The organism is Micromonospora sp. RP3T, from assembly GCF_003027925.1.
GTDB lineage: Bacteria > Actinomycetota > Actinomycetes > Mycobacteriales > Micromonosporaceae > Micromonospora.
Genome location: NZ_PYPS01000047.1, coordinates 24,269 through 37,373 on the forward strand (window position 1 = coordinate 24,269; position 13,105 = coordinate 37,373).

The 13,105-nt window shown below is 71.1% G+C and carries 10 protein-coding genes; 8 read left to right on the forward strand and 2 right to left on the reverse strand.

Annotated elements, in window-relative coordinates; translation table 11 throughout:
* The first annotated feature begins 501 nt into the window (after positions 1-501).
* The 8 genes from C8054_RS28190 to C8054_RS28225 all read left to right on the forward strand — a co-directional run bounded on the left by C8054_RS28190 (position 502) and on the right by C8054_RS28225 (position 9,856).
* Positions 502-1,962 carry an NAD-dependent succinate-semialdehyde dehydrogenase gene (locus C8054_RS28190; protein ID WP_107162144.1) on the forward strand — a complete coding sequence of 487 codons (1,461 nt, stop codon included), beginning with the start codon at positions 502-504 and terminating at the stop codon, positions 1,960-1,962.
* A gap of 297 nt (positions 1,963-2,259) precedes the next feature.
* The gene (locus C8054_RS28195) at positions 2,260-3,216 is read left to right on the forward strand and encodes an amino acid ABC transporter permease (RefSeq protein WP_199199956.1); all 957 of its coding nucleotides are present in this window, start codon (positions 2,260-2,262) and stop codon (positions 3,214-3,216) included.
* Positions 3,216-3,998 carry an amino acid ABC transporter ATP-binding protein gene (locus tag C8054_RS28200; RefSeq protein WP_107162147.1) on the forward strand — a complete coding sequence of 261 codons (783 nt, stop codon included), beginning with the start codon at positions 3,216-3,218 and terminating at the stop codon, positions 3,996-3,998. The genes C8054_RS28195 and C8054_RS28200 overlap by 1 nt, the downstream gene beginning before the upstream one ends.
* Before the next feature lie 19 nt (positions 3,999-4,017).
* Positions 4,018-5,250: an amidohydrolase family protein gene (locus C8054_RS28205; RefSeq protein ID WP_107162149.1), complete on the forward strand. Its 1,233-nt coding sequence runs from the start codon at positions 4,018-4,020 to the stop codon at positions 5,248-5,250.
* A gap of 22 nt (positions 5,251-5,272) precedes the next feature.
* Positions 5,273-6,223 (forward strand): ABC transporter substrate-binding protein, encoded by a 951-nt coding sequence (locus C8054_RS28210; protein WP_107162151.1) that lies wholly within the window; start codon positions 5,273-5,275, stop codon positions 6,221-6,223.
* The gene (locus C8054_RS28215; RefSeq protein ID WP_199199957.1) at positions 6,220-7,134 is read left to right on the forward strand and encodes a polysaccharide deacetylase; all 915 of its coding nucleotides are present in this window, start codon (positions 6,220-6,222) and stop codon (positions 7,132-7,134) included. The genes C8054_RS28210 and C8054_RS28215 overlap by 4 nt, the downstream gene beginning before the upstream one ends.
* Entirely contained in the window at positions 7,131-9,194 is a 2,064-nt protein-coding gene (locus tag C8054_RS28220) for a prolyl oligopeptidase family serine peptidase (protein ID WP_107162153.1), read from the forward strand. Before C8054_RS28215 ends, C8054_RS28220 begins: the two co-directional genes overlap by 4 nt.
* The gene (locus tag C8054_RS28225) at positions 9,191-9,856 is read left to right on the forward strand and encodes a TetR/AcrR family transcriptional regulator (protein WP_107162155.1); all 666 of its coding nucleotides are present in this window, start codon (positions 9,191-9,193) and stop codon (positions 9,854-9,856) included. The genes C8054_RS28220 and C8054_RS28225 overlap by 4 nt, the downstream gene beginning before the upstream one ends.
* A gap of 210 nt (positions 9,857-10,066) precedes the next feature.
* Here C8054_RS28225 and C8054_RS28230 read toward each other — a convergent pair whose 3' ends face one another.
* Positions 10,067-11,482 carry an FGGY-family carbohydrate kinase gene (locus C8054_RS28230; RefSeq protein WP_107162192.1) on the reverse strand — a complete coding sequence of 472 codons (1,416 nt, stop codon included), beginning with the start codon at positions 11,480-11,482 and terminating at the stop codon, positions 10,067-10,069.
* 226 nt (positions 11,483-11,708) lie between these two features.
* A complete protein-coding gene (locus tag C8054_RS28235) occupies positions 11,709-12,767 on the reverse strand; it encodes an IS110 family transposase (RefSeq protein ID WP_107162193.1) in 1,059 nt (352 codons plus the stop codon).
* Positions 12,768-13,105: the final 338 nt, after the last annotated feature.

Here is a 13,105-nt window from a genome sequence, read left to right on the forward strand (position 1 = left end):
GCTGTCCCAGGGCGGTGGGCCCCGACCGCCTGAAGCAACGAACCAGCAAACAACCCGGAGATGCCCGGCACCGTCGCCACGCCAAGATCGTGGAGGTGCCCGGGGGAGAGTGGACCGGGCCGCGAACAGGCCGATCGGGCAGGGTGAGCAGCCCTCACCCACAGCTATTGACATTCGCTCACGTTGTGTAACAGTAGGCCCCGCGAAGGGAGTCTCGTTGCCATCCTTCGAACTGTCGGATCTCACGCTGGATCTCTCGTGGAAGGCGGCCAGCTCGGGCTCCGTTGACGGCAATCATCCGGGCCGACGGTGACCCACGGGCCATCCGGCTCGCCGAACGTCTGAACAACGGGCAGCTGGTGCGGAATGACACCAGAAACTACTGGGAGTTGCACATGCCGTTCGATGGCTGGCCGCGGTCGGGCAGCGGATCGGGTCGTCTCAGGTGCGTGGGCGTGCTCCCGGGCATGACGGAAGTCCAGTCGATCTGCGGGAGGCCCGATGAGCGCTCATGACGTCCTCGGTCCGGGCCAGAAGGGCCTCTTCATCGGCGGTAGTTGGCGCGAAGCGGAGGGCGGCGAAACGTTCGCCGTCCACGACCCGGCCGACGGCTCGGTGCTCGCGCGCGTCGCGGACGCAACTGTCGGCGACGCGATGGATGCGCTCGACGCGGCCGTCGCTGCGCAGGCCGGCTGGGCGCGTACGGCGCCCCGCCATCGCAGTGAGATCCTGCGCCGAGCGTTCGAGCTGATCAATGCGCGCGCCCACGACCTGGCCGAACTGATGAGCCTCGAGATGGGCAAGACCATCGCGGAGGCGAAGGGCGAGGTGGCGTACGGCAACGAGTTCTTCCGGTGGTTCTCCGAGGAGGCCGTGCGGATCCACGGCCGGTGGATGCAGAACCCCGCTGGCGGCTCCCGCCTGCTGACCGTCAAGAAACCCGTCGGCCCGTGCCTCTTCGTCACGCCCTGGAACTTCCCGCTCGCCATGGGTACGCGCAAGATCGGTCCGGCCGTCGCGGCTGGCTGCACCATGGTCGTCAAGCCGGCCGAGCTCACCCCGCTGGCCATGTTGGCGCTGGCGGGCATCCTCGCCGAGGCCGGTCTGCCCGACGGCGTCCTCAACGTGATTCCGACGACCCGCGCAGCCGACATCTCGACGGCCCTCATGGCCGACGATCGGCTCCGGAAGGTGTCCTTCACCGGATCCACCGCGGTGGGCCGCCAGTTGGTGAGGCAGTCCGCGGACCAGTTGCCGCGGGTCAGCATGGAACTCGGCGGTAACGCTCCGTTCATCCTCTTCGAGGACGCCGACGTCGATGCCGCCGTCGAGGGCGCGATGGTCGCGAAGATGCGCAACATGGGCGAGGCCTGCACCGCCGCAAACCGCTTCCTCGTGCACGCCGACGTGGCACAGGAGTTCGCCGAGAAGCTCGCCACCCGGATGGGGAAACTCGTCGTGGGCCGTGGGCAGGACGCCGGCGTCGATGTCGGCCCGCTCATCGAGGAGAAGGCCGTCCGGTCGGTCGACCAGCTCGTCACGGACGCCGTCCACGACGGCGCCCGCGTGCTCACCGGCGGCACCGCGCCGGATGGGCCGGGCTTCTTCTACCGCCCCACCGTGCTGATCGACGTGCACCCGGAGTCGGAGATCAACAGCCGGGAGATCTTCGGTCCAGTCGCTCCGATCGTCACCTTCACCACCGAGGAGGAGGCCGTCGCCCGGGCCAACGCGACCGAGTACGGCCTGGCCGCCTACGTCTACACCCGCGACCTGTCCCGCGCGATCCGCATGGCGGAGTCGCTGGAGTGCGGCATGGTCGGCATCAACAGCGGCCTCATCTCCAACGCCGCCGCGCCCTTCGGTGGGGTGAAGGCATCGGGGTTCGGCCGCGAGGGTGGCTTCGAGGGGATCGAGGAGTACCTCGAGACGACGTACGTCGCCCTCCCTGCCGGCTGGTAGGCGCCGCTGAGGCGGGCCGGCGCCGGCGTCGCGTCGCTCGCCACGAGGGGTGACCGACTCCGCGCGGCGGCCCCGGCGTTCTACCAGGATCCGGGCATGCCGGCGCTGCCGCTGGTCCGCTACCGCCTGGCGCTCTGACGTCCGACGCGCCGACTGGCCGTCCGGGGTGGCCAGTCGACCCGCAGCACTACGGAGAGTAGTGGCTTGCGCTCTTGCGCTTTACCTATCTTTCGATAGGCTGCGGTGCACTCGCCACCCGCGTAACGCATCCGAGGTGGTCGGCCCGAGAGGGCGGAGATGAACGAGACACCCACGCGGGACGACACGTCCCGCTCCGAGCAACAGGCCCGGTCGTCGGCTCGACCGGCCCTGACCGTACGTCCGCTGCGGCATCCCTGGCGGTGGGTCTGCGCCCTGGTGGTGCTGACCGTCGCCGCCGCGATGCTGTCCTCGCTGCTGCGGAACCCGAACGTCAACTGGCCGGTGGTGCGCGACTACCTGTTCGCCCCGGTGACGCTCGACGGCGTCGTGGTGACGCTCTACCTGACCGCCCTGGCCATGGTCATCGGCATCGTCGGGGGCACCGCGGTAGCGATCATGAGATTGTCGACGAACCCGGTCCTGTCCGGGCTCGCACGCGCCTTCATCTGGTTCTTCCGCGGCACCCCGGTACTGGTGCAGATCATTTTCTGGGGCTACCTGGGCGCGTTGTACCCGACGCTCCAACTGGGGATCCCGTTCACCGACGTGGTCTTCCTGGAGGGCCGCACCAGTGACATCATCACCCCGTTCCTGGCCGCGACGCTGGCGCTCGGCCTCAACGAGGTCGCGTACGCCGCCGAGATCGTGCGCGGCGGGATCAGTTCAGTGGAGCGCGGCCAGACCGAGGCGGCGCTGTCGCTGGCGATGACCCCCGCGGCGACGATGCGGCGGGTCGTGCTGCCCCAGGCGATGCGGGTGATCATCCCGCCGATGGGCAACGAGGTCATCACGATGCTCAAGACCACCGCCCTGGTCTCGGTCATCGCCGGCCAGGACCTGATGACGAACCTGCAGCGCATCTACTCCCAGAACTACCAGGTCATCCCGCTGCTCGTGGTGGCCGCGCTCTGGTACCTCGCGCTGACCACGTTGCTGTCCCTCCCGCAGGCCTGGCTGGAACGCCGGTTCGGCCGCGGTCACCTGGCCGCATCCCCGTCCATGTGGTCCCGGCTGCTCGGCCTGCGGGCCCGGCGTACCGCGAAGGAGGCGTGATGAGCGCGGGACCGACCCCACCGGACGTCGTCGTACGAGCCGTCGACGTCCGCAAGAGCTTCGGCCGGCTGGAGGTGCTGCGCGGCATCGATCTCCAGGTGCCTCGCGGCGGCGTGTTGTGCCTGTTGGGCCCCAGCGGTTCGGGCAAGTCCACCTTCCTGCGCTGCGTCAACCACCTGGAGAAGATCGACTCCGGCAGCCTGGAGGTGGCGGGCGAGTACATCGGCTACCGCCGCGTCGGCGACCATCTCCAGGAACTCCCGCAGCGGAAGATCGCCCGCCAGCGCACCTCGGTGGGCATGGTCTTTCAGCAGTTCAACCTCTTTCCGCACATGAAGGTGCTGGACAACGTGGTCGAGGCGCCGATCCGGGTGCGTCGTGAGTCGCGGGCCGAGGCCCGCGCGCACGGTCTGGAGCTGCTCGAACGGGTCGGCCTGGCGGACAAGGCGCAGGCGTTTCCCCGTCAACTCTCCGGTGGCCAGCAGCAGCGGGTGGCGATCGCCCGGGCACTGGCGATGCGCCCGCAACTGATGCTCTTCGACGAACCCACGAGCGCCCTTGATCCGGAGTTGGTCGGTGACGTGCTCGACGTGATGAAGCAGCTCGCCGCCGACGGCATGACGATGATCGTGGTCACCCACGAGATCAACTTCGCCCGCGAGGTCGCCGACACCGTGACCTTCATGGACGACGGCGTGGTGGTGGAGTCCGGGCCGCCAGCCCAGGTCATCGACCACCCGACCAACGCCCGCACCCGGTCGTTCCTCTCCAAAGTCCTCTGACCCCGCCGGGAGACCGCACATGCCGCAGCCCACCATCCTGACCAACGTGTCCCTGTTCGACGGCACCGGCGACGAACTCGCCGAGGGGGTCACCGTCGTCGTCGCCGACGGCCTGATCCAGGAGGTCCACACCGACGGCGCGGGCACCTCGACCGTCGGCGACCGGATCGACGGCGGCGGCGCGACGGTGCTGCCCGGACTGATCGACGCCCACGTGCACATCGGCGCCGTCGACGTCTACTTCGAGACCCAGGCCGACCGGTACAGCCCCAGCCTGATGGCGTTCAAGATGGCGCACCGGCTGCGTCACGTGCTCGACCTGGGCTACACCACCGTGCGGGACTGCGGCGGCACCGACTGGGGCTTCAAGCAGGCCGTCGAGCAGCGGATGATCCCCGGACCGCGGATCGTCATCAGCAACCGGATGCTCAGCCAGACCGGCGGGCACGGCGACATGCGCTCGCGGGCCCAGACCGAGGAACCGTGCCGCGGCGGCCACTACGGCATGGTGTTCTCCATCGCCGACGGGGTGAGCGAGGTCCGCCGCGCCGTACGCGAACAGGTCCGGATGGGCGCGGACTTCGTCAAGGTGATGGCCAGCGGCGGCGCCGCCTCACCGACCGACAAGCTCGACCGGCCGCAGTACTCCGAGGAGGAACTGCGGATCATCGTCGAGGAGGCGGAGATGGCCGGCGTCCCGGTCGCCGCGCACGCCCTCCCGTCGATCGCCATCACCCGCGCCGTGCGGGCCGGCGCGCGCACCATCGAGCACGGCAACTTCCTCGACGACGAGGCCGCCGCCCTGATGGCGGCGCACGACACCTTCCTGGTGCCCACGGTCGCCACCTACGTGATGGCCAGCCGGCACCCCGAGCGCTACGACTACCCCCCGGAGATCACCGAAAAGGTCGACAGCGCCGCCGCCGCAGCCCTGCACTCGCTGGAGGTGGCCGCCCGGCACGGGGTTCGGATGGGCTCCGGCAGCGACCTGCTCGGTGAGGAGATCGCCTGGCTCAACCACGAGTTGGAGCTCAAGGCGGACGTCCTCGGCGCCGCAGCGACCCTGCGCAGCGCCACCTCGGTCAACGCCGAGTTGATCGGCCGCGACGATCTCGGCGTCGTCGCACCGGGTCGCCGCGCCGACCTGCTGATCGTCAACGGGGACCCGCTGACCGACATCTCCGTCCTCGGCGCCCCGGGCGCCGTGCGACTGGTGATGAAGGACGGCGAAACGCACCGCAACACTCTCTGATCCTCTCCGTCAAGGAGCAGTCATGCGTCCCACCCTCCGCCTCCTGACCACCGTCGTCGCCGGCAGCATGCTGGCCACCCTCGCCCTGACCGGCTGCGGGTCCGACTCCACCGACGCGTCGGCGCCCGCCGACGCCGCCGTCACGATCAACGGCCTGACGGTACGTACCGACGCCGAGGCCGCGAAGACACTCCCGGCGCAGTACAAGACGTCGATCCGGATCGTCACCTCCGCGCCCTACCCGCCGTTCGAGTACTTCGACGCCGAGCAGAAGCTCATCGGCCTGGACGTCGACCTGGGCAACGCGATCGCCGCGACACTGGGCACCAGGGCCGAGTGGACCTCGGTCGACTACAACGCCGTCATCCCCGCGCTCCAGGCCGGCAAGCACGACATGGTGCTGGCCAGCATCGGTGACACCCCCGAGCGGGAGAAGGTGCTCGACTTCGTCAACTACTCGAAGCAGGGCCAGATCCTGCTGGTGGCCAAGGGCAACCCGGAGAAGATCAACGACATCCGGGACATGTGCGGCCGGACGCTCTCGGTCGAGGGCGGCAACGTCAACGACGGCTACTTCAAGGACCTGGACGCGTACTGCACCGGGCAGAACAAGTCGAAGATGGCCGTCAAGGAACTGCCCAAGACCTCCGACGCGCTGCTTGCGCTCAAGAGCGGGCAGGCCGCCGCGGTCTACCTCGGCGTCGCCACCGCCGCCGACCTGAAGACCAAGGCCGAGGGCGCGGCGTACGACATCGTGACGCCCGCCGACCGGCCGTTCGGATACCTGCCCCGCTGGGTCGGTGCCGGCATCCCGAAGAACGCGCCCGAGCTGCGTGACGCGGTGGCCGCCGCGCTGAAGAAGCTGCTCGCCGACGGCACGATCAAGGCCCTGTACGCCAAGTACGGCCAGGAGCGGATCCTGGTGGACACGATCGAGATCAACAAGATCGTCGACGAGCCGCTGTTCTCGTGACCGACGACAGCGGCACCCCCGCCCAGGGGACACCACCGTGGCGGTGGCCCCTGGGCGGGGTCACCGCCGAGGTCGACCGGGTCCGGGCCGGCCGCCGCGCCGCACCGTGGCCGGGCCACGCGCGGGTGGCGGTGGCCCTGTCGTTCGACGTGGACCACGAGACGCCGTGGTTGCGCGAGGGTCAGCTCTGGCCCGGGCTCCTCTCGGCCGGCGAGTACGGCTCCCGGCGCGGCCTGCCCCGGATCCTCGACCTGCTCGACCGGCTCGCTGTGCCGGCGACCTTCTTCGTTCCCGCGGTCGCCGCGTCACTGCATCCCGGGGACGTACGCGCAGTCGTCGCGGGTGGCCACGAGATCGCCGCGCACGGCTGGATCCACGAACGTCCGGAACTGCTCGACCGGGACGAGGAGGCGCACCTGCTGGCCCGCTCCCTCGACGAGTTGGAGCGACTGAGCGGAACCCGCCCGGTCGGGCAGCGCACCCCCTCGCTCGGCACCTCCCGGCACACCCTGCACGTCGCACGCGACGCCGGACTGCGTTACGACTCCTCGCTGATGGCCGACGACGACCCGTACGAACTGCTGCTCGACGGCGTACCGTCCGGGCTGGCCGAGATTCCGGTGGACTGGGCCCGCGACGACGCCGCGTTCCTGGTCATGGACCGGCACGCCGCGCTGCGGCCGGTGCCCGACCCGGGCGCGCTCGGGACGGCGTGGCGGCGCGAGTACCAGGCGGCCCGGGCCGAGCGCGGCCTGTTCCAGCTCACTCTGCACCCGGACCTGATCGGCCGGCGCGGGCCGCTCGCGGTGCTGGCCGCGTTGCTCGACCACATCTGCCAGGACGACGCGGTGTGGTTCGCCACCCACCGGGACCTGGCCGCACATACCCTCACCGCCGGAGGCCCCCGATGACCACCACCCCGGACGACCTCGGCTGGCTGCGCGATCCCGGCCGCGGGCCGGCGCTGCGCGACTTCCTGCGCCGCGAGCGGACCTTCCACGACGACCAGGCCCGGCGGTACGCCGGCCGCCAGGAGGCGCTGACCCGCCGCGCCCACGAACTGCTCCCGGCGACGGCCACCACGCCGACGTGGTCCGCCGGGGACGCGACCTTCCACTGGCACTGGCCGGACCGCGCCGAACACCCCCGACTGGTCCGCGCCCGGGCCGGCCGCCCGCCCGGAGCGGCCCCCGACGAGCAGGTCGTGCTCGACGTGGCCGAGTTGTCCGACACCGGGTTCGTCCGGCTCGGCGACGCGGCCGTCGACCCCACCGGCGAACTGCTCGCCTACACCCTCGACACCACCGGCGGCGAGGCCTACCAGCTCCGGGTCCGCGAGTTGGGCACCGGCCGGGAGCGGACGCTGTCCGACCGGGTCTACTACGGACTCCTCTGGAGCCCGGACGGGCAACGGCTGCTGTCGGTCACGCACGACGCGGCCGACCGCCCGTACCAGCTCTGGTGTCACCGTCCGAGGCACGGCGGCCCGCCGGTGCTGCTGCACCAGGAGGACGACGAGCGTTTCCACCTCGACCTGCGCACCAGCGGCGACGGCCGGTACGCCGTCCTGCGCGCCGCCGCCCGGCTGACCGCCGAGGAGTGGCTGCTCGACCTGACCACCGCCGCCGGCGAGACGCGCAGCGCTGGCGGGCGCACCGAGGGGCACGACTACTTCGTCGAACCGCTGCTGCTGCACGGGCAGCCACACCTCGTGGTCGGTGCCGAGACCGGCGACGACGGATACGCGGTCGCCCTGCACCGGGGGCACCGGGCGGACACCGATCCGATCCGGATCCTGCTGCCGCCCGCACCCACCCGACGCCCGCGCACCCTGACCGGCCACGACGGCCTAGTGGTCGGCACCGGTCGGCAGGGCGGCCAGCCGACGCTGTGGGTGCTCGACCCCGAACGTGTCGGGCCGGTCACCGAGCACACCGCCGAGCCGGGCACCACCTTCACCGTCGGCCCGTACGACAGCCCGACCGGCACCGTCTGCCTCGCCGTCCAGGGCCTACGGGAGGCACCCCGGTTCGACACCCTGGATCTCCGCACCGGCGCGGTCACCGCCCGGCTCGCCGCCGCGCCGACTGCCGTGGCGGCGCCGACGCTCGTCGAGCAGCTCACCGTCACGGCCCGCGACGGTACCCGGGTGCCGATCACCGTGCTACGCCGTCAGGACGTGCCGCTGGACGGCACCGCCCCGTGCCTGCTGTACGGCTACGGCGCGTGGGAGACCGTCATCGAACCCACGTTCGAGCCCGCCCGCCTGGCGCTGGTCGAGGCCGGCGTGGTCCACGCGCACGCGCACGTGCGCGGCGGCGGTGAGCTCGGGCGGGCCTGGTGGCGTGCCGGCCGGACGGCGGACAAGCACCGCACGTTCGACGACTTCGTGGACGTCGCCCGGCACCTGGGTGCCGGCCTGGTCGACCCCGGCCGGATCGTCGCCCGGGGACTGTCCGCCGGCGGCCTACTCACGGGCGCCGCCTACAGCCTGGCCCCGGACCTGTTCGCCGGCGTCATCGCCGAGGCGCCCTTCGTCGACCCGGTCACCACCATGTCTGACCCGACCGCGCCCCTGGTCGTGGTGGAGCGCGACGAGTGGGGCGACCCGCGCCGGGAGCGGGACCTGCGGTGGATGCTGTCCTGGTCCCCGTACGACAATCCGCCGCCACCCGGCGTGCGGCCCCGGTTGCTGATCACCTCCGCGCTCAACGATCCGCGCGTATCGGTCTGGGAACCCGCGCGCTGGGCCGCGCGGCTCCGCGCCGACGAGACCGACCCGACCGCCGTGCTGTTCCGCGTCGACCTGACCGCCCGCGGGCACTGGGCGCCGCCCGGCCGAGGCGAAACAGCGGCCTTCCACGCCGCCCTCCTCGCCTGGGCGGCTGACACGATGGACCTGCCGATGCCCGGTGGCACGGCCACCGGCCACCGGTTGACGTCGCACGGGCAGGAAGGACTTCGACAGTGACCACGTCCAAGCAGGCGGCGCCCCGACCTACGCGGGGCGCCGCGACCCGGCAGAAGATCCTGGTGGAGGCGTCCCGGCAGTTCGCCGTCCGCGGCTACTACGGCACGGCCACCCGGGACATCGCCGAGGCGGTGGGCGTACGCCAGCCGTCGCTGTTCTTCCACTTCCCCAACAAGCAGGCGATCGTGGAGGAGTTGCTGCGATACAGCCTGGAGCGGCCCACCGAGGTCGCCCGGCAGGTGCTCGCGCTGCCGCAACCGGCGGCGATGCGCATCTACCGGTACGTGTGGTTCGACACCCATCACCTGCTCGCGTCGCCCTACGACCTGACCGGCGTGCACCGGGACGAGCTGATGGACGCGCCCGACTTCCACGAGTGGCGGGAGAAGGCCCACAAGCTGCGCCGGGACATCCAGGAACTGGTCCGGGCGGGGCACGTCGACGGCTCGCTGCGGCCGGTCGACCCGGTGCTGGCCCAGGAACTCATCTCCGGCATGAACCTGAACACGATCCGGATGGCCCACGCCGGTCGACCGACGCCACGGGTGGACGTGCCCACGTTCGTCGCCGAGTTCACGCTGCGCGCCGTCCTCGCCGATGTGACCACACTGCCGGAGGTCGCGGTCGGTGCGATGGCCCTGCCGCTGGATCCCGCGTCCTGAGAGGACGCCGGGGCCTGCGGATCGAGTCGCGGGACACGTGGGGCGGTATCTCCGACAAGCTCGACCGGGACCGGGACCGGGACCGGGACCGGGACCGGGACCGGTCGCGTCACGGCGACCGCGCACGGCGGGCGGACCGCCGACGGCGCCGGTGCGGGGTGGCCGCGGTCGACGGCCGGCCGGGCACACCACCGGTGGGATCGTCGGCGATCAGTCAACCCGGTTGAGAACCTGGTCTCGAGCGGCGGAGTACCGTTCGCGGATCGCAGGTACGGCGTCCGCCTCGTGCCTCTCCACCCGCCCGACGGTCCATGCGGGTGGTTGCTGCCCGCCCGACAACAGCCATGCCGCCTGCCGGGCGGCACCGTCAGCGACGTGCTCGCCGGCCGTTGGTACGAGTACGGGCCGGCCGAAGACGGTAGGCGCGATTTGGCGTACCGCCTCCGAGCGGGCCCCGCCGCCGACCAGGAGGATCCGTTCGACCGTCGTACCCTGCGCGATCATCGCGTCCAGCCCGTCGGCGAGTGCGCACAGCATCCCCTCAACGGCGGCGCGGGCCAGGTGCGAGGGGGTCGAGGTCCGCAGGGTCAAGCCGTGCACGGCGCCGGTGGCATGCGGACGGTTCGGTGTGCGCTCACCCTCCAGGTAGGGCACCAGGACCAGCCCGTCGGCACCAGGCGGGGCGGACAACGCCAGCGTGGACAGCTCTGCATGGTCCACCCGCAGCATGGTCGCGGTGGCGTCCAGCACCCGGGCGGCGTTGAGCGTACACACCAGCGGCAGGAAGCGGCCGGTCATGTCGGCGTACCCGGCCACGATCCCGCTCGGGTCGATGGCGGGCACGTCGGCCACGGTGGACACGATGCCCGAAGTGCCGATCGACACGACCACGTCGCCCGGCTCGGCGCCGGCACCCAGCGCCGCCGCTGCGCAGTCGCCGCCACCAGCGCCCAACGGTGCGCCGGTGCGCAGCTGCCCCGCCTGACCGGTCGGTCCGAGCACCTCCGGCAGCAGCAGGTCATCACGGCCGAACGCCAGCCCGACCAGATCGCATCGGTACGTGCCGGTTGCGGCCGACCAGTATCCGGTCCCACTGGCCTCGCTGCGGTCCGTACACAGCGCGGCCAACCCGGCCGCGCCGGCCAGCCGCCAGGTCAGCCAGTCATGCGGCAGACACACCGCTTGCGTACGTGCGGCGTTGTCCGGCTCCGCCGAGGCCAGCCAGCGCAGCTTTGTGACGGTGAAGCTGGCCACGGGCACCAGCCCGACAGCATCGGCCCAGGCTCGCGACCCGGCCTCTCCACCTCCAAGATCCGAAATGAGGTCAAGGGCAGCTCCGGCCGAGCGGGTGTCGTTCCACAGCACAGCGTCGCGGACAACCATGCCGTCCGCGTCCAGGCACACCATTCCTTGCATCTGCCCGGCGACCGAGACCGCCGCCACGTCGTCCAGTCCGCCGGCCCGCTCGACCGCGCCGAACAACGCGGCCTCCCACGCGGCGGGCGGCACGGCCGTGCCTACTGGGTGCGGTACGCGGCCCTCACGCGCGAGCTCTCCGGTTTCGGCGTCGCGGATCACGACCTTGCACGACTGGGTCGAGGAGTCGACCCCGGCGACAAGCGGCACGGTTCTCCCAATGGGTGGCGACAGGGCCACTGACACAGCTGGCTCAGCGGCCGGGTGGTCGACGGTGAGATGATTGCGTCCGCGAAGCGGAGCCTCCGGCATGTACCGAAACAGCGGACTCGAATATGCATACCTTGCTAGGAGCATCACGTAACGTCTTGAGCTGCAGGTTGTCAAGCAAGACCTCGGCGGCGTGACCTACCAGAGAACACCGAAGTGGACGCTCCTATGCCGCGTCAAGTGGTGAGGGCGGGTTTTCGAGGCGTCGGTAGAGGTCTCGGGCGACGTGGCGTCTGAGGCAGCGTTTGATCTCTCGGTCGGTTTTGCCTTGAGTTCGGCGGCGCTCGGCGTAGGTGCGGGTGTGTTCGTCACGTTGTAGGCGGGTCAGGACGATGGTGTGCAGGGCGCGGTTGAGCTGGCGGTCGCCGGAGCGGTTGAGGCGGTAGCGGACGGTCTTGCCGGAGGATGCCGGGATGGGTGCGGCGCCGGCGAGCATGGCGAACGCGGCGTCGTTGCGGCACCGTCCGGGGTCGGACCGTGCGGTGAGGATCGTGGCGGCGACGATCGGTCCCACGCCGGTCAATTGCAGCAGGTCTGGGCGCCAGGACCGGACGATCGCGCGGATCGCTTTTTCGTGTTCGGTGGCTTCGGCTTCGAGGAAGCGGACGCGGCGGGCGAGGTCCCGCAGCACGGTCAGGCTGGTGAACACGTCGATGCCGGCGCTGGTGGTGGGGCGTAGTCGGGTGGCGGTGGTGAGCATGAGTCGGGTGCTCTGGCCGCGGAAGCGGGCTCGCACCGCTTCGGGAGCGGTGATCACCATCGCGTGTAGTTGCCGTTGGGCGGTGGCGCTGGCTTCCACGGCGGCGCGACGGGCGGTCAGGCGCATCTGTAGTGCCGCCCGCTGCGCACCGGTTCTAGGCTGCGCCAGCCGGGTGCGGGCCAGGGCGTCGCGGGCGGCGCGTTCGGCGTCGATCGGGTCGGACTTCGCTGCGCCACGACGGGCTGGGCGCTGCGGTCGGTCCAGCTCGACGACCAACTCACCGGCGTCGGCCAGGTGGCGGGCCAGGCCGGCGCCGTATCCGCCGGAGCCTTCCAGGGCCCAGGCCCGCAGCCCTGAGTGCTCGTCGGCCAAGGCCACCAGTTCGGCGTAGCCGTCGGGGTCAGCGCTGACCGTGGCTCTGGCCAGGACCCCGCCGGTGCGGGTGTCCAGCAGCGCAGCGGTGTGGGTGTCTGTGTGGGTGTCGACGCCGATGACGACCTCGACCAGATCTGCCAGCATGGACATGCGTTCTCTCCTCACCGTGGGGGACTCGATGGTCCGGTCCGGTGCGGAGATGGCAGGACTGTGATGAGACACGCCAGCCGCTAACTGGCGGTCAAGCTCCTGATCAGGCCAACCGTCTCCCGCCGGGCCGGCGCCGGCAGCAGCAGACGGACAAGTCCCGCCAAAGACACAAAGCCAGTCAGGGTTAGAGTCACCTCTGCTGCTGCCAGCCATCAGCCCATCACTTCCGGAGAGACCCGGCTAGCCTCACAGGCTGACCCGGCTAGCCTCACAGTCAGCGTTGGCTGCTCCCCGCCTGCCTCCTGCCGGCTTGTCGTCCCGGGCCCACCTACGCCAAT